General features: G+C 68.2%; 19 protein-coding genes. 10 read left to right on the forward strand and 9 right to left on the reverse strand.

From position 1 onward, the window contains the following. Positions 1–63 precede the first annotated feature (63 nt). The gene (locus CAP40_RS16250) at positions 64–954 is read left to right on the forward strand and encodes a LysR family transcriptional regulator (RefSeq protein WP_256924287.1); all 891 of its coding nucleotides are present in this window, start codon (positions 64–66) and stop codon (positions 952–954) included. A gap of 38 nt (positions 955–992) precedes the next feature. On the opposite strand, the gene CAP40_RS16255 is transcribed toward CAP40_RS16250, so the two are convergent. Both CAP40_RS16255 and mutS read right to left on the reverse strand, forming a co-directional pair. After that, positions 993–1,217, reverse strand: coding sequence for a hypothetical protein (locus CAP40_RS16255; protein WP_086130600.1), 225 nt, complete (start codon positions 1,215–1,217; stop codon positions 993–995). Next, complete coding sequence (gene mutS, locus CAP40_RS16260) at positions 1,214–3,793, reverse strand: DNA mismatch repair protein MutS (protein WP_086130601.1); 2,580 nt, start codon at positions 3,791–3,793, stop codon at positions 1,214–1,216. Before mutS ends, CAP40_RS16255 begins: the two co-directional genes overlap by 4 nt. A 227-nt stretch (positions 3,794–4,020) precedes the next feature. Here mutS and CAP40_RS16265 point away from each other — a divergent pair, with 227 nt between their 5' ends. The 4 genes from CAP40_RS16265 (at position 4,021) to CAP40_RS16280 (ending at position 8,533) form a co-directional block, all read left to right on the forward strand. Continuing rightward, complete coding sequence (locus CAP40_RS16265) at positions 4,021–6,276, forward strand: NADP-dependent malic enzyme (protein WP_086130602.1); 2,256 nt, start codon at positions 4,021–4,023, stop codon at positions 6,274–6,276. 77 nt (positions 6,277–6,353) lie between these two features. Beyond that, the gene (locus CAP40_RS16270) at positions 6,354–6,728 is read left to right on the forward strand and encodes a BlaI/MecI/CopY family transcriptional regulator (protein ID WP_086130603.1); all 375 of its coding nucleotides are present in this window, start codon (positions 6,354–6,356) and stop codon (positions 6,726–6,728) included. Next, on the forward strand, positions 6,725–8,146 hold the full coding sequence (locus CAP40_RS16275) for a M56 family metallopeptidase (protein WP_086130604.1): 1,422 nt from the start codon (positions 6,725–6,727) through the stop codon (positions 8,144–8,146). Before CAP40_RS16270 ends, CAP40_RS16275 begins: the two co-directional genes overlap by 4 nt. Positions 8,147–8,230: 84 nt before the next feature. Next, positions 8,231–8,533: a UrcA family protein gene (locus CAP40_RS16280; protein ID WP_179188290.1), complete on the forward strand. Its 303-nt coding sequence runs from the start codon at positions 8,231–8,233 to the stop codon at positions 8,531–8,533. On the opposite strand, the gene CAP40_RS16285 is transcribed toward CAP40_RS16280, so the two are convergent. Both CAP40_RS16285 and CAP40_RS16290 read right to left on the reverse strand, forming a co-directional pair. Further along, positions 8,530–9,318, reverse strand: a complete 789-nt coding sequence (locus tag CAP40_RS16285) for an SDR family oxidoreductase (RefSeq protein WP_086130606.1) — start codon at positions 9,316–9,318, stop codon at positions 8,530–8,532. The two genes, CAP40_RS16280 and CAP40_RS16285, sit on opposite strands and share 4 nt — an antisense overlap. A gap of 56 nt (positions 9,319–9,374) precedes the next feature. Then, entirely contained in the window at positions 9,375–10,520 is a 1,146-nt protein-coding gene (locus CAP40_RS16290; RefSeq protein WP_086130607.1) for an acyl-CoA dehydrogenase family protein, read from the reverse strand. 151 nt (positions 10,521–10,671) lie between these two features. On the opposite strand from CAP40_RS16290, the gene CAP40_RS16295 reads away from it, so the two are divergent. Then, the gene (locus CAP40_RS16295; RefSeq protein ID WP_256924288.1) at positions 10,672–12,132 is read left to right on the forward strand and encodes an MFS transporter; all 1,461 of its coding nucleotides are present in this window, start codon (positions 10,672–10,674) and stop codon (positions 12,130–12,132) included. A gap of 93 nt (positions 12,133–12,225) precedes the next feature. Here CAP40_RS16295 and CAP40_RS20525 read toward each other — a convergent pair whose 3' ends face one another. Further along, the gene (locus tag CAP40_RS20525) at positions 12,226–12,378 is read right to left on the reverse strand and encodes a hypothetical protein (protein ID WP_167299535.1); all 153 of its coding nucleotides are present in this window, start codon (positions 12,376–12,378) and stop codon (positions 12,226–12,228) included. Between the two features lie 23 nt (positions 12,379–12,401). Further along, complete coding sequence (aceA, locus tag CAP40_RS16300; RefSeq protein WP_086130608.1) at positions 12,402–13,688, reverse strand: isocitrate lyase; 1,287 nt, start codon at positions 13,686–13,688, stop codon at positions 12,402–12,404. 294 nt (positions 13,689–13,982) lie between these two features. Here aceA and CAP40_RS16305 point away from each other — a divergent pair, with 294 nt between their 5' ends. From CAP40_RS16305 to CAP40_RS20225, 3 genes are all read left to right on the forward strand, one after another. Continuing rightward, positions 13,983–15,356 (forward strand): short-chain fatty acyl-CoA regulator family protein, encoded by a 1,374-nt coding sequence (locus CAP40_RS16305; RefSeq protein WP_086130609.1) that lies wholly within the window; start codon positions 13,983–13,985, stop codon positions 15,354–15,356. Positions 15,357–15,631: 275 nt separating this feature from the next. Further along, complete coding sequence (locus CAP40_RS20220) at positions 15,632–16,135, forward strand: hypothetical protein (RefSeq protein ID WP_179188292.1); 504 nt, start codon at positions 15,632–15,634, stop codon at positions 16,133–16,135. Then, positions 16,132–16,605 (forward strand): hypothetical protein, encoded by a 474-nt coding sequence (locus tag CAP40_RS20225; protein WP_144034398.1) that lies wholly within the window; start codon positions 16,132–16,134, stop codon positions 16,603–16,605. Before CAP40_RS20220 ends, CAP40_RS20225 begins: the two co-directional genes overlap by 4 nt. A 47-nt stretch (positions 16,606–16,652) precedes the next feature. On the opposite strand, the gene CAP40_RS16310 is transcribed toward CAP40_RS20225, so the two are convergent. From CAP40_RS16310 to CAP40_RS16320, 3 genes are all read right to left on the reverse strand, one after another. Next, positions 16,653–17,666, reverse strand: coding sequence for an inorganic phosphate transporter (locus tag CAP40_RS16310; protein WP_086130610.1), 1,014 nt, complete (start codon positions 17,664–17,666; stop codon positions 16,653–16,655). 9 nt (positions 17,667–17,675) lie between these two features. Then, a complete protein-coding gene (locus CAP40_RS16315) occupies positions 17,676–18,794 on the reverse strand; it encodes a DUF47 family protein (protein ID WP_179188327.1) in 1,119 nt (372 codons plus the stop codon). Positions 18,795–18,862: 68 nt separating this feature from the next. After that, entirely contained in the window at positions 18,863–19,549 is a 687-nt protein-coding gene (locus tag CAP40_RS16320; protein ID WP_086130611.1) for a YafY family protein, read from the reverse strand. Between the two features lie 110 nt (positions 19,550–19,659). Between CAP40_RS16320 and CAP40_RS16325 the strand changes: the two genes are divergently transcribed. After that, positions 19,660–20,067, forward strand: coding sequence for a GFA family protein (locus CAP40_RS16325; protein ID WP_086130612.1), 408 nt, complete (start codon positions 19,660–19,662; stop codon positions 20,065–20,067). Positions 20,068–20,137 lie beyond the last annotated feature (70 nt).

Raw genomic sequence — 20,137 nt, forward strand, 5'->3', positions numbered from 1 at the left:
CGCGTCCAGTAGAGCATCGAAAGGCGAAACATCTGTGCTTGAGAATCACGAATGACGCGCATCATGGCGGATCGATCGGGCGAGATGGAGATCTTCGTGGCGGCAGTGCGCGAGGGCAGCCTTTCCGCTGCCGCGCGCCGGCTCGACCTCACGCCTTCCGCGGTCAGCCGCGCGCTCGGCCGGATCGAGGCGCGGCTGGGCGTTCGTCTGATCACGCGTACCACGCGCCGGCTGGTGCTGACGCCCGAGGGCGATGCCTATCTCCACGCGGCCCAGCGCATCCTCGCCGATATTGCCGAAGTGGAGGGCGCGCTCGCCGACCAGGCCGCGCCGCGCGGGCGCCTGCGGGTCAGCGCCGCGCTGGCGCATGGCCGGCTCTCGGTGGTGCCGCTGCTCGGCGCGTTCGTCGCGCGCTATCCCGGCATCCTGGTCGACATCAGCCTGAGCGACACGCTGGAGGACGTGGCGGGCGGCCGGGCCGATGTCGCGATCCGCTTCGGCCCGCTGGCGGACAGTCCGCTCACCGCGCGCAAGCTCGGCGAGACCGGCCGCACCATCGTCGCCGCGCCCGACTATCTGGCGCGCATGGGCACGCCCCGGCTGCCCGAGGACCTGCACGCGCACAACTGCCTCAATTTCAACTTCCGCCGCGCCGAGCCGGTCTGGCCGTTCCGGCGCGACGGCCGCGACTATGCCCTGCCCGTCGGCGGGAACATCGAGGCGAACAATGGCGAGACGCTGGTCCAGCTCGCGCTTGCCGGGGTGGGGGTGGTCCGGGTCGGGAGCTTCCATGTCGAGGACCATGTCGCCGCCGGGCGGCTGGTCGCGCTGCTCGAGCCGTTCAATCCCGGCGATCGCGAGGATATCCACGCGCTCTATGTCGGCGGCGCCACCCGTCCGGCGCGGGTGCGCGTCTTCGTCGATTTCCTGGTGGAGAAGCTGGGGCGGTCCTGAATATCGCCGGCGGGGGATAAGCCCCGGGCGACATGGGCTCAATCGATGATCGGATGCCTGTCGCGCAGCCGGTCGGCGATGCGCTCGACCGCGGCATTCTCCTCGGCCTCGCCGCCGGGGGTGATCGACCAGTTGCAATGCGGATGCGTCGCGGCGCTATAGCGCTTCACCGGGCCGATCACGTTCCGCCAGCGCCGCCGCGTGCCGCCGACTTCGCGCAGCAGGATGGCGAGGAACTGGTCGGTGAGGTCGGCGGCGTTCATGCGCCTTCCGCCGCCAGGCCCTTGAGCCGGTACAGCATCTCGAGCGCCTCGCGCGGGCTCAGGCTGTCGATGTCGAGCGTGCCCAGCTCGCTGCGGAGCGCATCGACGGCCTCTTCCTCCTCGATCGCGGCGGCGGCGAAAAGGGGCAGGTCGTCAAGCCCCGCGGCCAGGCCGCCGGTGGCGGCGCGGCCGGCTTCCAGCTTGTCGAGCACGGATTTGGCGCGCTTGATCGTCACCGGCGGCAAGCCGGCGAGCCGCGCGACGGCAAGGCCGTAGCTGCGATCGGCCGGCCCCTCGGCGACTTCGTGGAGCAGGACGAGGTCGCCCTTCCACTCGCGGGCGCGGACATGGTGGAGCGTGAGCGCGTCGCAGCGCTCGGCGAGCCGGGTCAGCTCGTGATAATGCGTGGCGAACAGGCACCGGCAGCGATTGTCCTCATGGATCGCCTCGACCACGGCCCAGGCGATGGCGAGGCCGTCATAGGTCGAGGTGCCGCGGCCCACTTCGTCCAGGATGACGAAGCTGCGCGGCGTCGCCTGGGCGAGGATCGCGGCGGTCTCGACCATCTCGACCATGAAGGTCGAGCGGCCGCGCGCGAGATTGTCCGAGGCGCCGACGCGGCTGAACAGCCGGTCGACCAGCCCCAAAGTGGCGCGGGCGGCGGGGACGTAGCTGCCGGCCTGGGCGAGGACGGCGATCAGCGCGTTCTGGCGCAGGAAGGTCGACTTGCCGCCCATGTTCGGGCCGGTGACCAGCCACAGGCGGCTGGACTCGGAGAGGCTGCAGTCATTGGCGACGAAGCGCCCGCCCGACTTCGCCACGGCTTCCTCGACCACCGGGTGGCGGCCGGCCTCGATCTCGAAACAGGCATGCTCGACGAGGTGCGGGCGGGCCCAGCCGCCCTCGGTGGCGCGCTCGGCAAGGCCGGCCGACACGTCGATCCGGGCCAGGGCATCGGCGGTGCGGGCAATGGCCTCGCGTGCGTCGAGCGCACGGGTGGTGAGGTCCTCGAGATGGGCGGCCTCGGCGGCGAGCGCATGGGCGCCGGCCTGGGTGACCTTGACCGCGACGTCGTGCAGCTCGGGCGCGTTGAAGCGGACGACGCCGGCCAGCGTCTGGCGATGGGTGAAGCCGCTGTCCTGCGCCATCAGCGGGTCGGCGTTCCTGGCGGGGACTTCGATATGATAGCCGAGCACGCCATTGTGGCGGATCTTGAGCGAGCCGATCCCGGTGCGCGTGCGGTATTCGGCCTCGAGCGCGGCGATCGCGCGGCGGCCGCCGGCGCCCGCGTCGCGCAGGTCGTCGAGCGCGGCGTCATAGCCCTCGGCGATATAGCCCCCATTGGCGGCGTCGACGGGCGGTTCGGGGACGAGCGCGCGGCCGAGCAGGTCGATCAGCGCGCCATGCCCGCGCATCTGGGGCAGGAGATCGGCGAGCAGGGGCGGGATGCCCGTCGCCTCCAGCCGCTCGGCGAGGCGCCAGGCACCGTCGAGCCCGTCCCGCAGCTGGCCCAGGTCGCGCGGGGAACCGCGCCCGGCGGCGAGGCGGCCGAGCGCGCGGCCGATATCGGGCATCGCCCGGAGCGCGCCGCGCACCCTGTCGCGCAGGCCCGCATCGTCGTGGAAATGGGTGACGAGATCGAGCCGCGCCTCGACGCTCGGCCGGTCCATCAGCGGGGCGGCGATATCGCTGCCGAGCAGGCGGGCGCCGGCGCCGGTGACGGTGCGGTCGACGCTGTCGAGCAGGCTGCCCCTGCGCGTGCCTGCCGAGCTGATCGTGAGCTCGAGGCTTTCGCGCGTGGCCGCGTCGATCGCCATCGCCGCTTCGGTGCGCGTGACTCTTGGCGGACGCAGGAAGGGAAGCGCGCCCTTGGCGGTGTGCTCCAGATAGGCGGCGAGGCCCCCGGCGGCGGCGAGCGCCGCGCGCGAGAACTGGCCGAAGCCGTCGAGCGTCGCCACGCCGAACAGCCGCTTCAGCCGCGCTTCCCCGCCGGCGCTGTCGAAATCGATGCGCGGGCGGGTGACGGTGGCGAGCGCGTCGAAGGCGGAGCCGTCGCCGACCACCGTCTCGGCGGGGGAGAGGCGGGCGATCTCGGCGGCGGCGCGATCGGCGCTGGCCTCGATGATCTCGAAACGGCCGGTGGAGATGTCGGCACAGGCGATCGCCACGCTGCCGCCCGCCTCGCCGATCGCGGCGCACCAATTGGCGGCGCGGCTGTCGAGCAGCGCTTCCTCGGTCAGCGTGCCGGCGGTGACGACGCGGATGATCGCGCGGTTGACCAGCGCCTTGGAGCCCATGCGCTTGCGCGCTTCCTCGGGCGTCTCGGTCTGGTTGGCGATGGCGACGCGGTGGCCGGCCTTGATCAGCCGGGCGAGATAGCCCTCCATCGCATGGGCCGGCACCCCGCACATCGGGATGCGCTCGCCGTCATGCTCGCCGCGCGCGGTGAGCGCGATGTCGAGCACCGCGCTGGCGATCTTCGCATCGTCGAAGAACAGTTCGAAGAAATCGCCCATCCGGTAGAAGAGCAGGCAATCCTCCGCTTCTGCCTTCAAGGCGAGATATTGCGCCATCATAGGGGTGGGAGCTGCGGAGGACATGGCTTGCGGCCTAGCGGAACCCGGTGCGCGATCAACACCCCGGCACGGCATTTTCCTGGGGAAAAGGCCGGATGTGCGGATTTCCGCACATTCGGGCGGGGCGGTCCGTGCCGATCCGTGGCGGATGCATGGGAATCCGTCGCATTCGGCACATTGCGGCGTTGGAACGGCCCCCCTAAAGGGGAGGCAATCTGGAGAGAAGAATGTCTGAGGAATCGAACGTCCAGTTTTCGGAGCGCGAGGCGCTGCTCTATCACTCCGAGGGCCGGCCGGGAAAAATCGAAGTCATCGCGTCCAAGCCGATGGCGACGCAGCGCGACCTGGCGCTGGCCTATTCGCCCGGCGTGGCGGTGCCCGTGCTGGCGATCGCCGAGAATCCGGCGGCCGCCTATGACTATACCGCCAAGGGCAACCTGGTCGCCGTGATCTCGAACGGTACGGCGATCCTCGGGCTGGGCAATCTCGGCGCGCTGGCTTCCAAGCCGGTGATGGAGGGCAAGGCCGTCCTCTTCAAGCGCTTCGCCGATGTCGATTCGATCGACCTCGAAGTGAAGACCGAGGACGTCGACGCCTTCATCAACTGCGTCGAGCTGCTCGAGCCGAGCTTCGGCGGCATCAACCTGGAAGACATCAAATCCCCCGAATGCTTCGTGATCGAGCAGACGCTGCGGGAGCGGATGAACATCCCGGTGTTCCATGACGACCAGCACGGCACCGCGATCATCGCCGCCGCTGGCCTGATCAACGCGCTCCACCTCACCGGCCGCGACATCAAGGACACGCGCGTCGTGATGAACGGCGCCGGCGCGGCGGCGATTGCCTGCGCCGAGCTGATCAAGGCGATGGGCCTGCCGCACGGCAACCTGCTGATGCTCGACCGGACCGGCGTGATCTATCAGGGCCGCGAGGGCGTGAACCAGTGGCAGTCGGCCCATGCCGTCGCCACCGATCGCCGCACGCTGGCCGATGCGCTGGAGGGCGCGGACGTGTTCATGGGCCTCTCGGCCGCGGGCGCGCTGCCGGCCGAGCTGCTCAACCACATGGCGCTGAAGCCGATCATCTTCGCGATGGCCAACCCCGATCCGGAGATCACCCCGCCCGAGGCGCGCGCGGCGCGACCGGACGCGATCATCGCGACGGGACGTTCGGACTATCCGAACCAGGTCAACAACGTGCTGGGCTTCCCGTTCATCTTCCGCGGTGCGCTCGACGTGCGGGCGACGACGATCAACGATGCGATGAAGATCGCCGCGGCGACCGCGCTCGCCGAACTGGCCCGCCAGCAGGTGCCCGAGGAAGTGGCGGCGGCATATGGCGTGCAGCACAGCTTCGGCCCCGACTACATCATCCCGGCGCCGTTCGATCCGCGGCTGATGGAGCTGGTGCCCGCCGCCGTCGCCCAGGCGGCGATGGATTCGGGCGTGGCGACCAAGCCGATCACCGACATGGCGGCCTATCGCCAGCAGCTGCGCGCGCGCCTGAACCCGACCACTTCGGTGCTCAGCCTGGCCTATGAAGGGGCGCGGGCCAATCCGAAGCGCGTGATCTTCGCCGAGGCGGAAGAGGAAGTCGTGCTGCGCGCGGCGATCGCCTTCAAGGATGGCGGCTATGGCACGCCGGTGCTGGTGGGCCGTGAGAGCGTGCACGACCGGCTGAAGGCGCTCGGCGCCGATCCGGCCGAGTTCGAGCTGCACAACAGCGTCAACTCGCCGCTGGTCGAGCAGATGGTGGAGTTCCTCTATTGCCGCCTGCAGCGCCGCGGCTATCTGCGCCGCGACGCCGAGCGCATGGTCAACCGCGACCGCAACATCTTCGGCGCGCTGCTGCTCCAGCTCGGCCATGCCGATGCGATGATCACCGGCGTGACGCGCACCTGGGCCGAATCGATGCGCCAGGTGAAGCGCGTGATCGATCATGCCCCGGGCCGCACGCCCTTCGGAATGCACGTGCTGGTCGGCCAGTCGCACACGGTGTTCATCGCCGACACCACCGTGAACGAGCGGCCGAATGCCGAGGAACTGGCGGACATCGCCGAGGGCGCGGCCGCCGTCGCGCGCCGCATGGGCCATGAGCCGCGCGTCGCCTTCCTCAGCTATTCGAACTTCGGCAATCCCGAGGGCCAGTGGCTCGACAATGTCCGTGGCGGCATCAAGGTGCTCGACGGGCGCGGCGTGGAGTTCGAATATGAGGGCGAGATGTCGCCCGACGTGGCGCTCAACAAGCGCCAGCTGGCGAACTATCCCTTCGCGCGCCTTTCCGGCCCGGCCAATGTGCTGATCATGCCGGGCCTGCAATCGGCCAATATCTCGGCCAAGCTGCTGCGCGAGCTGGGCGGCGATTCCACCATCGGCCCGATGCTGATCGGCATGGAGAAGCCGGTGCAGATCGCCCCGATGACGGCGACGGCCAGCGAACTGGTGACGCTGGCGGTGCTCGCGGCCGGCGGGATCGCGCGCTGATCTAGGCCTGCACGACGCCTCTTGCCTGTTACATTTGTAGCATGCTACAAATGTAACGGGTCAGAGGAGGTCGAGTCGTGATCGAATCGTTGCCGCGCCGCGAGCGTGAGGTTTTCGAGGCGCTGTGCAGCCTGGGTGAGGGAACGGCCATCGCCGTGCGCGGCGCGCTGGCCGACCCGCCGAGCGATTCGGCGGTGCGCACGCTGCTCGGCCGGCTCGAAGCCAAGGGGCTGATCGGCCACAGCACGCGCAACCAGGCCTATGTCTATCGGCCGGTAGAGCAGGCCGACTCGGTCGCCGAGACCGCGCTCCAGCGCCTGGTGCACACCTTTTTCCAGGGATCGGCGGCGCGCGCCGCGACGGCGTTGCTCGGCATGGAGAAGGCGCTCACCCGTGCGGAGGTCGACGAACTCCAGCGCGCCATCGACGAAGCGCGGGGAGGAGCGAAATGATCGTGGACCTGCTGATCGAGCTCGGCTGGAAATCGGCGCTCGCCTGTAGCGCCGCGCTGCTCGCCAGCCAGGCATTGCGTGGCCGGCCCGCTTCGCAGCGCGTGGCGGTGCTGCGCGCCGGCGTGGCTGCGCTGCTGCTGCTGCCGCCGCTCCTCCTGGCGATGCCCGCGTTCGAGATAGCGGTGCTGCCGGCGGCCGCGCCGCTGCCCGCCCTGCCTGCCATGGCCGAAGCTGCCGCGCTGCCCGTGGCCGTGACGGCGCCGGCCGCGCCCGGGATCGACTGGATCGCCCTGACCTATCTGGGAGGCGCCGCGTTCGTGCTGCTCCGCCTCGCCATCGGGCTCTTCCTGTTGCACCGCTGGACCCGCCATGCGGTGCCGGCCTCCCATCCCGTGTGGATGGAGGTGTTCGCACGGGCCGCCGAACCCTTGAGGCGGCCCGTGCGGCTATTGGTTTCGCCCCGCATCGCCTCGCCGCTGAGCCTGGGGGTCGCGCCGGCGACGATATTGATCGGCCCGGATATCGAGCGGCGCCCCGATCGCGCCGCCGCGGTGATCGCGCACGAGATCGCGCATGTTCGCCGGTTCGACTGGCTGGCGATGCTCGCCGCCCGGCTGGCGCTGGCCCTGTCCTGGTGCAACCCGCTCGCCTGGCTGCTCGTCGCCGAGCTGGCCCGCCAGACCGAGCTGGCCGCCGACGAGGACGCGCTACAGCATGTCGGGCGGGCCGATTATGCGCAGACGCTGCTCGCGGTTGCCGGCGGGTGCGGGGCGCATGCGGCGTGCGGCATGGCGGTGACGCACGGCGCGATGGCGCGGCGGATTCGGCGCGTGCTCGATGCGGCGCCGCGCAAGCCGGCGAGCGGGCTTGCATGCGCAATGCTGATCGGCGGCATTCCGCTGGGGATCGCGCCGCTTGCCGCGATGCAGGTCGTCGAGCGGCCCCAGGCCGCGACGGTGCGGGCGGTGCCCGCCCTGTCGCCTCCCCAGGTGCGGGAAGAGCCGGTGCGGACGGGGGTGGTGCTGGCGCCATCGGCATCCCCATCTCAGCGTGAGGAGGCGGCCCGCGTCATGGCCAAGGCCAGGGCCCGGGTCGCGTCGACGCCCGTCGCGACCCGGGATGCGTCGCGCGCCGGGGAGGCGGAGGCCCGGATCAAGGCCCGTACGCCGATGCCGACCAGGGGCGCGACAATTTCACCCCCCGGCATGGGCGCCCCGCGCAGAGTCGCGCCGCCGACGGAGCAGCGGCTGGCCGCCGTGCAGCGCCTGCGCAAGGCCGCGCTGGAATATCGCGACCGTGCCCACAACCGGGCCCTGCCGCTCGATATCCGCCAGGGCTATCGCAACGTCGCGGCATCGCTGGCGGACGAAGCCGACCGGCTGGAGAAACAGGCCCAGCAGATGGCGGGCGTCTACTAGCCCCCCAATCCGGCACCACCGAACCGAAGCGCGGCTTTCGCGCCACGGGGCCGGCTTGCCCGGCGACTTGAAGGGAGAATGACGATGCGTTCGATCCTGTTCCTGTCCGTTGCCCTTGTCGGCGCCTGCGCCTCGCATCCGCCCCTGCCGGCGGGCGAGCCGGCGCTGCGGGTCACCTATGGCGACCTGCGCCTGGACACCGGGGCTGGGCGCGCCGCCCTGCGGGAGCGCGTGGACGGCGCGGCCCGCACCTATTGCCGGACGAACGACCGGGACACGGCGCCCCAGCTGATCCGCAACAAGGCGGGATATTGTTTCGACATGGTGCGGCTCTCGCTGGTCGCCGAGATGCCCGACAAGGTGCGGCGCGGATATTATCGGCGCTAGCCGTCGATGCTCACGCCCAGCGACGCGTTGACCAGCCCGCCATCGACGGTGATCGTGTCGCCCACGACATAGTCGCCGGCGCGGCTGGCGAGATAGATGGCGGCGCCCGCCATGTCCTCGTCCACGCCGATGCGCCGGGCCGGGATCGCCCGGGCGACGTCGCCGCCATGGTCGCGCGCCGCCTTGTTCATGTCGCTGGCGAAGGCGCCGGGGGCGATCGAGGTGACGTTGACATGGTCGCGGACCAGCCGGGCGGCCATGCGCTTGGTCAGGTAGATCAGCGCCGATTTGGACGCGTGATAGCTGTACGTCTCCCACGGGTTCAGCCGCTGGCCGTCGATCGAAGTGATGTTGATGACCTTGGCCGGGCGTTCGGCCGATCCGCCCGCCTTGAGCAGATCGAAGAGCGCCTGGGTCAGGAAGAAGGGCGACTTCACGTTCAGGTCCATCACCTTGTCCCAGCCCTTTTCCGGAAAGCCCTCGAACGGTTCGCCCCAGGCTGCGCCGGCATTGTTGACCAGGATGTCGAGCCGCTCCTCCCGCTCCGCCAGCGCGGCGGCGAGCGCCTTGCAGCCGGCGACGGTCGAGACGTCCATCGGCAGGGCGATGCAGTTGGGGCCGAGCGCGGCGGCGGTCTCCTCGCAGGCCTCGGCCTTGCGGGAGGAGACATAGACCCTGGCACCCTGGGCGACATAGCCCTCGGCGATCATCCGCCCGATGCCGCGGGAGCCGCCGGTGACGAGGGCAATGCGGCCGTCGAGGCGGAAGAGCGTGCTGGTGTCCATTCTATCCTCTCCAGAATTAGCTCCCCTCCCGCTTGCGGGAGGGGAGAAAGAAGGCGTCACCCACCCCGTTTCAGCGTCTCGCGGGCGATGATCAGTTGCTGGATCTGGCTGGTGCCTTCGTAGATGCGGAACAGCCGGACGTCGCGGTAGAGCCGCTCGATGCCATAATCCGCGATATACCCGGCCCCGCCGAATATCTGCACGGCGCGATCCGCCACCCGGCCGACCATCTCGCTGGCGAAATATTTCGCGGCCGCGGCTTCCATCGTGGTGTTCGCGCCGCGATCCTTGGCGGCGGCGGTCTCCAGCACCAGCGCCCTTGCCGCCAGCGCCTCGGTCTTGGAATCGGCCAGCATGGCCTGGATCAGCTGGTGCTCGGCGATCGGCTTGCCGAACTGTCTGCGCTCGCTCGCATAGGCGACGCAGTCGGCGATCAGTCGCTCCGCCACGCCGACGCAGACCGCCGAAATGTGCAGCCGGCCGCGATCGAGCACCTGCATCGCGATGCGGAAGCCCTCGCCCTCGGCGCCGAGCCGGTTGGCGACAGGCACGGGCGTGTCGTCGAACACCACGTCCGCCACTCGGGCACCCTTCTGGCCCATCTTCTTCTCGGGCTCCCCGATGCTGACGCCCGGCAGGTCGCGCGGCACCAGGAAGGCGGAGACGCCGCGGCCGCCGGGCGCGTCGCCGGTGCGGGCCATCACGGTGAACAGCTCGGCCTTGTCGGCATTGGTGATGAAGCGCTTGGTGCCGGTGAGGCGATAGACCTCGCCGTCCCGGACCGCCCGGGTCTTCACCGCGCCGCTGTCGGATCCCACATCGGGCTCGGTCAGGGCGAAGCTGGTGACGATCTCGCCGCTGGCGATGCGCGGCAGCCATTCGGCCTTTTGCTCGGGCGTGCCGGCCATGACGAGACCTTGCGAGCCGATGCCGACATTGGTGCCGAAGCTGGAACGGAAGGCCGGAGTGGTGCGGCCCAGCTCGATGGCGACCTTGCATTCCTCGAGCATCGTCAGGCCGAGCCCGCCATAGTCCTCGGCGATCGACAGGCCGAACAGGCCGAGCGCCTTCATCTCGCCGATCACTTCGGCGGGGATGGCGTCGGCAGCCTCCACATCGGCTTCGAGCGGGCGCAGGCGATCGTGGACGAACCGGCGGACCGTATCGATCAGCGTTTCGAAAATCTCGGGGTCGAGCGCCATGGCCACGCGTTCCTCAGGTTCGAAGCCAAAGGCTATACCGACCATATGACCTGGGGCAAGCCATACCCGATATTCCAATCACTTGCGGTTGACCCCATGGTTGCGGCACATATGGTGCGCGGCAAAATGGGTCGGGAGGGAGCACAGGGGCATGGACGGCAATCAGGCGACAATGCCCCCGGTGCGGCGAATCCGCACCCCGATCATGCTCGCCTATGGCTTCGGCACCGTCGCATATGGCGTGAAGGACTTCTGCTTCTCGACCTTCCTGCTGTTCTTCTTCAACCAGGTCCTGGGGCTGCCCGCCGCCGAGGTGGGCTTCGCGATCATGTGCGCGCTGCTGCTCGATGCGGTGGCCGATCCGGCGATCGGCTTTCTCTCGGACCGGACGCGGAGCCGCTGGGGGCGGCGCCATCCCTGGATGTACGCTTCGGCGATTCCGATCGCGATCGGCTGGCTGCTGCTGTGGAATCCGCCGGCGCTCTCGCATGCCGGCATGCTCGCCTGGGTCTTTGCCATGTCGGTGCTCGTCCGCACCGCGGTGAGTGCCTATGAAGTGCCGAGCCAGGCGCTGACCCCGGAGCTCTCCGCCGACTACGAGGAGCGGACGCGGATCATGGCGTATCGCTTCCTGTTCGGCTGGGCCGGCGGGCTGGCCATGATGATCCTCGCCTATGCCTGGCTGCTCGGGCCCTCGCCGGGCCATCCCAATGGCCAGCTGGTGCGGGAGAATTATCCAGGCTTCGCGCTGGTCAGCGCGCTGCTGATGGCGTTCGCGATCCTCGTCTCGGCGCTGGGCACGCATGGCGAGATCGAGCGGCTGCCCCAGCCGGAGGAGCGCACGCGCCAGTCGCTCGGCGCCCATTTCGCCGAACTGGGCGAGACGGTGCGGAATCGGGCCTTCCTGATCCTGATGGCGGCGGGGCTCTGCTATTATTCCGCGCAGGGCGTGAGCTTCGCGCTGTCGAGCTACCTCTATGCCCATGTCTGGCGCTTCCAGAACCAGGACTTCACGATCATCGCCTTCTCGCTGCTGGTCGGCGCCTTCTTCGCCTTCTTCGTCGCGCCGCGGGCCTCGCGGCGGCTGGGCAAGCCCCGGGCGGCGATGTGGCTGATGGCGGCGGCGGCCTTCTGGGTCGCCTTGCCCTATGTTCTGCGCCTGCTCGGCCTGTTCCCGGCGCCCGGCACGCCCTGGCTGCTCCCGTCGCTGTTCGCCATCTATGCGCTCAACGTCACCTGCAGCATTTCGGCGACGATCCTCGGCGCCTCGATGATGGCCGATGTCGTCGAGCATTCGGAGATCGAGACCGGCCGGCGCAACGAAGGGGTGTTCTTCGCCGGATCCTTCTTCATCCAGAAATGCTGCAGCGGACTGGGCATCTGGGCGACGGGCCTGCTGCTCGACCTGGTGCGCTTTCCCGCGGCGGCCCGGCCGGGCCAGGTGCCGGCGGCGACGGTGGACAGGCTGACGATCCTCTTCTTCGTCCTCTACGGCGTGCTCGCGATTGCGGCGGCGATTCTTTACCGCTTCTTCCCCTTCGGCAAGGCGGAGCATGAGGCGCGGATCGCGGCGCTCGCCGGCCGCAATGCGGAAATGTCCGCCGGAAGCTGACCTTCCGACGGACATCCTTTCCTCCCCAGGAAAGTCGGCGGCTCCGGAGGAGCCGGGGACCCCGGCGCGGGCCGGGCCCCTAGTTTGATGCCATCAGGCCACGCGGCCCAGGCGATGATAGAGATTGGCGTATTTCGTGGACTCGGGTGCGTCCTTCACCTTCTCGAGATGGGTGGCCACCGCCTCGCGGATGAGGCGGAAATCCTCGGTCGAGAAGACGGCGCGGCTGCGCTGGGGTTCGGTCATGGCAATCACTCCTTTCTCTTGGTTCAGGCGGCTTCGGTGGTGACGAACTGGGCGGCTTCGGTGCTCTCGGCGAGGGCGGTGGTGCTGCTGTTGCCGCCCGCCAGCGTGGTCGCGATCGCATCGAAATAGCCCGTGCCGACTTCGCGCTGGTGGCGGGTCGCGGTATAGCCATTGGCCTCCGCCGCGAACTCGGCCTGCTGCAGCTCCGAATAGGCCGCCATGCCGCGATCCCTGTAGCCCCGGGCCAGCTCGAACATGCCGTAGTTCAGCTGGTGGAAGCCGGCGAGCGTGACGAACTGGAACTTGTAGCCCATCGCGCCGATCTCGCGCTGGAAGCGGGCGATGTCGTCCTTGTCGAGGTTCTTCTCCCAGTTGAAGCTGGGCGAGCAGTTGTACGCCAGCATCTTGTTCGGGAATTCCTTCTTGATCGCCTCGGCGAAGCGGCGGGCATCGTCCATGTTCGGCTTCGAGGTTTCCCACCACAGCAGGTCGGCATGCTCGGCAAAGGCCAGGCCGCGCTTGATGCAGTGATCGACGCCGGTGCCGTCCTTCAGGCGGAAAAAGCCTTCCGGGGTCCGCTCGCCGGTGAGGAACTCGCGGTCGCGCTCATCGACGTCCGACGTGATCAGGCGGGCGCTCTCGGCATCGGTGCGGGCGCAGATCACCGTGGGCACGCCGGCCACGTCCGCCGCCAGGCGCGCCGCGTCGAGGTTGCGGATATGCGCCTGGGTGGGGATCAGCACCTTGCCGCCGAGGTGCCCGCACTTCTTTTCCGAGGCGAGCTGGTCTTCATAGTGCACCCCGGCGGCGCCTGCGGCGATATAGGCCTTCATGATCTCGAAGCAGTTGAGCGGACCGCCGAAGCCGGCCTCGGCGTCGGCGATGATCGGTGCGAACCAGTCGCGCTGGGCGCCGCCCTCCATATGCTCGATCTGGTCGGCGCGCTGGAGCGTGGCGTTGATCCGGCGCGCGAGCTCGGGTCCCGCATTGGCGGGATAGAGCGACTGATCGGGATACATCTGGCCGGCGGTGTTGGCGTCCGCCGCGACCTGCCAGCCCGACAGATAGATCGCCTTCAGCCCGGCGCGGACCATCTGCATCGCCTGGTTGCCCGAGAGCGCGCCGAGGGCGTTGATGTAATCCTCGGTCTGCAGCAGCTCCCACAGCTTGAGCGCGCCGCGACGGGCGAGCGTGTGCTCGACCGCGAGCGAGCCGCGCAGTCGCTCGACATCCTCGGGCGAATAGGGGCGCACGATGCCGTCGAACCGGCCGGTGGGGGCGGGGATCAGGTCTTCGAAGCGCGTCGGCATTGTGTGTTCCTTGACTAGGTTGCCAGGCCTGTATGGATATTTCTCCCTGTCCTTGTCAGAGGGCTCATGTGCCTGTGAGGGTCGCGGTGTCGCGATGGCTTTTCTTTGGTCTGAAAATCTGTAAATTATTTACAATGCATAACGCTTTCCCCTCCCTGGAAGGGAGGGGCTAGGGGTGGGTTGTTGCCGGGCGATATTTTGGCCGAGGGTTGGCCGGTTCCGTATCGCGAGCACTCCACCCACCCCCCGATCCCTCCCTTACAGGGAGGGGAGTTTTGAGGATGGAGTGGGCAGATGGCCGAACAGAAGCTCTTCGCGGGACATGCCGTGCGGCGCCTCCGCCGCCAGCTGCTGCTGACCCAGGCGGCGATGGCCGAGGCGCTGGGGGTGTCGGCGAGCTATCTCAATCTGGTCGAGCGCAACCAGCGGCCGGTCTCGGCCATGCTGATGCTGCGGCTGTCCGAAGTGTACGACTTCGATCCCCGCAAGCTTGCCGCGGCCGAGCCCGGCGGCGGGATGGAGGCGCTGCGGCGGCGGCTCGCCGATCCGCTGTTCGCCGATCTCGAGATCGACCGGCAGCAGATGGAGGAATGGCTGGCCGGCGCGCCGGGCGGGGCCGAGGCGTTCGCGCGGGCCTATGATCGGATCGGGGCCGGTGCGGCGCCGGACCAGGGCGCGGGCGACCCGGGGCGGCAGGTGCGCCGCGAGATCGAGCGCTGGCGCGGCCATTTCGCCGATCTCGATGCCGCGGCCGAAGCGCTGGCCGACGAACTGCGCCAGGCGGCGGGCGATCCCTATGGCGCGATGGCCGAGCGGTTGCGGGTGAAGCATCAGCTGTCGGTCCGCATCCTGCCGGCGGACGTGATGCCGGGGCTGCTCAAGCGGCTCGACCTGCATGCGCGCCAGGTGCAGCTTTCCGAACTGCTCGACATGCCGGGCCGCACTTTCGCGCTGGCCGAGCGGTTGTCGCAGGAGGCGCGCGGCGAGATCGATGCGCTGGTGCGCGGCGCCGGGCTCGATCGCATCGGCGAGCGGCTCTATCAGCGCCACCTGGTCGGCTATTTCGCGGCGGCGGTGATGATGCCCTATGGCCGGTTCCTGCGGGCCTGCGAACAGACCGGCTATGACCTGGACGTGCTCCGGCGGCGCTTTGGCGCGAGCTTCGAGCAGGTGGCGCACCGGCTGACTACGTTGCAGCGCGTGGGCGCGCGGGGGCTCGCCTTCTTCCTGATGCGGGTGGACCGGGCGGGGCAGGTCTCGAAGCGCTTCGCGGGGGCGAGCGGGGCGCCGCTGGTCGAGGGGCCGGGGCTGTGCCCGTTATGGAACCTGACCGAAGCCTTTGGCCGGGCCGACGAGACGCTGGGCCAGCTGATCGAGACCGAGGATGGCGGACGCTGGTTCACGCTGTCGCGGGCGCGGACGCCGCAGGGCGCGCAGGGCGCGCGGGCGCGATTCGCCCTGGGGATAGGGCTTGCCGCGGCCGAGGCGCGGGCGCTGTCGGCGGCGCGCGGCGTCGACCTTGCGGGCGAAGCGGTGCCGGTGGGGCTGGGCTGCCGCGCCTGCACCCGGCCGGACTGCGCGCAGCGCTCCGCCCCGCCGGCCGGGCGCGCCGCACTGGCCAATGAGCGCGAGAGCGGCGTCACGCCGTTCGGGTTCGTGGGGGACTAGGTTGTGGTGGGATTGGCTGGAAAGCGACCGGCTTGACGGCATCGTGAGCTTGTTAGATTCTTATACGGACGAAGGGAAATTGTGTGGAGCATATACGGATAGAACCGGATCCGTTGCTTGCTGGGTTTTATAGCCCGGGCGATGCTGCGCGCCTTCTTGGTGTCACAAGTAGTGCTAAGCTTAGAGGTTGGCTTAATGGCTGGCCGAATAGCGACAGTGGGCCTATTGTAGATCGGGATTTCAAGGATTCTCGGACTATTAGTTTTTTGGACTTGATGGAGATGCGCTTCATTGAAGCCTTTCGCCGTCAAGGTGTTTCGATGCAGACGCTCCGAAAAGCGGCAATCAAAGCGCGCGCCGATTGGTCGACGGGCCATCCGTTTGCGCTATCGAAGGCCAAATATCTTACGGATCGCCGGAAAGTGTTTGCGCAAATCGCCGAACAGGAAAAAGATCGCGTCACCTGGGATATGGCTTCCGGCCAGCATGAGATGTGGGATGTTATCGAAGCTACGATAGCCAAAGGTGTTGAGTTTGATCCGGCATCTGACTTGGCGCTTCGTTGGGCGCCGCTTCCCGACGAGTTTCCGAACGTTTGGCTCAACCCCGCTATTGCATTTGGCAAGCCCGCTCTTGCGGATGAAGGAATTCCAACATCAGCAGTCTATCGGATGTGGCGAGCGGAACGCGGAAACGTAGCTAGAGTGGCAAACGCATTTGAGATCACGGAAGATGCTGTTCGATCTGCCGTGGATTACGAGATCAAGACCGCGTCTTGAAAATTCGAGCTGACGAGCATGTCGCGCAAGCGATAATTCGGGCGATAAACGACATCGCTCTGTCAGACGGATTTGAACTGAGTTCTGTGGTTGGTTCGGGACAGCGGGGATCCAGCGATGTTCACTGGATAACGGCATTTGTCCAAGATGGTGGTGAAGCCATCCTGACCGCGGATACCGATTTTATCAAGGAGCCGCCCCAGGTTCTCGCCATCCAGAAAACTGGAGTCCGGGTGATTCACCTCCCTTCGGGCTGGGCCAATGCAGCATTGGCTATGCAAGCGGCCCATCTGTTGATGTGGTGGCGGCGCATCGAGAACCAGCTCGCAGCGATGAAGCCCCGAGAGTGCTATTCGCCTTCATATTCGTTGAATGAAGATGCGGCGTTGAGGAAGGTCTCGTTGGATTTTCAGGCTGCAGCCAAAAAGCAGAAAAAAGCCGAGCGTCATAACCGAGGCGCTAGCCAGTAATGGGCTAGGAATATGCTCGCTGAACTCTCTCTTTCTCTGCTCCCGCCTCAGAACAATGTCGTCAGCAGGTAGAACAGCGCGCCCACCGCCGCGGAGGCGGGGATGGTGATCACCCAGGCGGCGATGACGTTGCCGGCGACGCCCCAGCGGACCGCCGAGGCGCGGCGCGCCGTGCCCGCGCCGATCACCGCGCCGGTGATCGTGTGGGTGGTCGAGACCGGGATGCCGAGCGCCGAGGCCGTGAACAGCACGATCGAGCCCGCCAGCGAGGCACTGAACCCCTGGTGCTGCGAGAGCTTGGTGATGCGCGAGCCCATCGTCTCGATGATCTTCCAGCCGCCGCTGAGCGTGCCGAGCGCGATCGCGATGTAGCAGGCGATCGCCACCCAGTGCGGCACCTCGAACTTCCCGTGCAGATAGCCGGTCGAATAGAGGAGCACGGTGATGATCCCCATCGTCTTCTGCGCATCGTTGAGGCCGTGGCTGAGCGAATAGGCGCCCGACGAGACGAGGTGCAGCATGCGGAAGCTGCGCTCGGCGGTGCGCGAGCTGGCGCGCATGAACATCCAGGAAGTGACCAGCATCACCAGCATGGCCAGGATCATGCCGATCGTCGGCGAGAGGACGATGGCGATCAGCGTCTTGTTGAGGCCGGTCCATTTCACGCCGGTGAGCCCGGCATGCGCCACGCCCGAGCCGATCATCCCGCCGACCAGCGCATGGCTGGACGAGGAGGGAATGCCCTTGAGCCAGGTTACCACGTTCCAGAACATCGCCCCGATCAGCGCGCCGAACACCACGGCGGGCGTGATCAGGTTCTTGTCGATCAGCCCCTGGCCGATCGTGTCCGCCACCTTGTGCAGGCTGGGGAAGGCGATCGTCAGGAAATAGGCCGCGAAGTTGAACGCCGCCGCAAAGGCCACGGCATGGACCGGCTTCAGCAGCCGGGTGGCGACGACGGTGGCGATCGAGTTCGCCGCGTCGTGCAGGCCGTTCAGGAAATCGAACGCCAGCGCGACGAGGATCAGGCCGACCAGCAGGGGAAAGGCAAGCTCGTACATCGGGCGGCGTCAGGAATGGTCGATCACGATGCCGTCGATCTCGTTCGCGACATCCTCGAACGCGTCGACGATTCGCTCGAGATGCTTGAACAGCTCGCGATGGACGGCGAAGCCCAGCGGGTCGCCGGGGCCGAGCTCCTTGAAGGCGCGCTTGAGGCCGGCGGCGTGGATCTCGTCGGCATGGCTTTCCATGCGCACCAGCCGCTCGGTCAGCTCGTGCAGGCGCGGGCCGTTGCGGCCGACGTCGCGCAGCAGCGGCATCGCTTCCATGGTGAGGCGGGCCGCATCGACGATGATCGCCGCCATATCCTTCATCTCCTGGTCGAAGCTGGTGACTTCGTAGAGGTCGATCGCCTGGACGGCGGCCTGCATCTCGTCGATCGCATCGTCCATCGCGCCGATCAGCGACGTGATCGCGCCGCGGTCGAAGGGGGTGAGGAACGTCTCGCGCACCGTGCGCAGCATCTCGCGGATGATCTCGTCGGCATCATGCTCGCGCTCGATCACTTCGCGGATGTGATCGCGGTTGCCGTCCGCGAGCAGCCGGGCGAGCGCGTCCGCACCGGCGACGATGGTGAGCGCGTGCTGCTCGAACATCTCGAAGAAATTGCCCGTCTTGGGGAGCAGGCGCTGGAACCAGGCGAACATGTGATGCACTTTCGATTTGCGGGCGACGGCGGTGAGCAGGCCGTTGCGCTGCGCCGCCGCCCTGAACTCGGCCGGGCCGAACGACCGGATGAGATCGCTGAGATCGGGCTCGTCGACGGCGGCCGCGGCTTCGGCGAGGCTGAACCAGCGGCGTTCGCGCTGGCCCTGTTCCTTCCAGGCGACCAGCTCCTGGCTGACCGACAGGGGGAAGACGTCGACGTCGATCATCAGCGAGGCGCCGTTGCCGCGCTTCTTGCGGTAGCGATAGGAGCCCAGCGGCAGCGGGCAGACGGGGCCGCGCACGCCGGCTTCCTCTTCCGCCTCGATCGCCGCGGCGGTGTGGGCGGGCATGCCGGCTTCGGGGTTGCCCTTGGGGATCACCCAGCGTCCGCTCTCGCGCGACGTGACCAGCAGCACGCGCACCGGCGCATCGACGGCATTGCCTTCGGTGCGATAGGGCAGGGCGGCGATCTGGCGGATGGCGCGGACTCCGGAGCGCCGGGATGGCGGGTGCCGCGTTTGTTACAATTTGGTGTCAGGTGCAAGCCTCAGCCGTGTTCCCGGACCTCCTTGAGCCAGCGGGCGCGGAGTTGCGACGGGCTGCCGGGGATCGCGGCGTCGAGGAATTCCGCGCCGACGATGCGATCGAGGCGGAAGGTGCGAAAGCCGGCGCGCAGCTCGCACCAGGCGACGAGGACGCGAGTCGCGTCGTTATAGCCGATCATCAGCGGCCAGACCGTGCGCCGGGTGGCACGGCCCTGCTCGTCGGCATAGTCGAGGTGAAGTTTGCGGCCGGCGCGGATCCAACTGCGCAGCTGGGGGACGTCGATGCCGTCCCGGGGCCGGTTCCAGGCGGGAACGGCGCGCGCGGCGGGGTTGCCCAGGAACGGACGCATCTCCTCGGGCAGGACCGCGGCGATCTTGGCGAGCAGATCCTCGGCGGCGCGGGCCAGGCCCTCGTCGGCATGGCCCGCGACCCAGGTGGCGCCGAGCGCGACGGCATCGATCTCGTCGGTGGTGAGCATCAGCGGCGGCAGGTCGAACCCGCTTTCGAGCACATAACCGACGCCCGCCTCGCCGCGGATCGGCACGCGCTGGCCGATCAGCGCCGCAATGTCGCGATAGACCGAGCGCTTGGACGTCTCGAGCTCGGCCGCGATCGCGTCGGCGGTAACCGGGCGCGGGGTGCGCCGGAGGATCTGGACGATCTGGAAGAGGCGATCTGCCTTGCGCATTTTGTTTTCCCTGGGCCGGTACTGCCATGCCTACTGCCATGCTGCTGACACCATGCTGGCAGCAGCATGGCAGTAGGTCGAGCCCCGTGAGTTCAAACGGGAGCCAGGAAATGACGACGAAGACCTATCATGGCAGCTGCCACTGCGGCGCGGTGACGTTCGAGGCCGACATCGATCTCGCGGCGGGCACGGGCAAGTGCAACTGCACCTATTGCCGCAAGCGCCGCAACTGGGGCGCGCTGCTCAAGCCCGACCAGTTCCGCCTGCTCTCGGGCGAGGAAGCGCTGGGCGAATATCAGTTCGGCACCAAGAGCGGGCACCATCGCTTCTGCAAGACCTGCGGCATCGCGCCGTTCGGCTCCGGCTATGTCGAGGAGATCGGCGGGGCCTTTGTCTCGGTGCAGGTGCTCTGCCTCGACGACGTGCCGCTCGAGGAGCTGGAGGCGGCGCCGGTCAACTATGCCGACGGGCTGCACAATGCCTGGTGGCAGGAGCCGGCGGAAAAGGCGATCCTTTAGGCTCGGGCCAGAGACGAGCCCAATTCCCGTCGTCCCCGCCTTCGCGGGGATGATGGGGGAGCGAGGAAGA

It is taken from the genome of Sphingomonas sp. IBVSS2, from assembly GCF_002127225.1.
In the GTDB taxonomy this organism is placed as follows: Bacteria; Pseudomonadota; Alphaproteobacteria; order Sphingomonadales; family Sphingomonadaceae; genus Sphingomonas.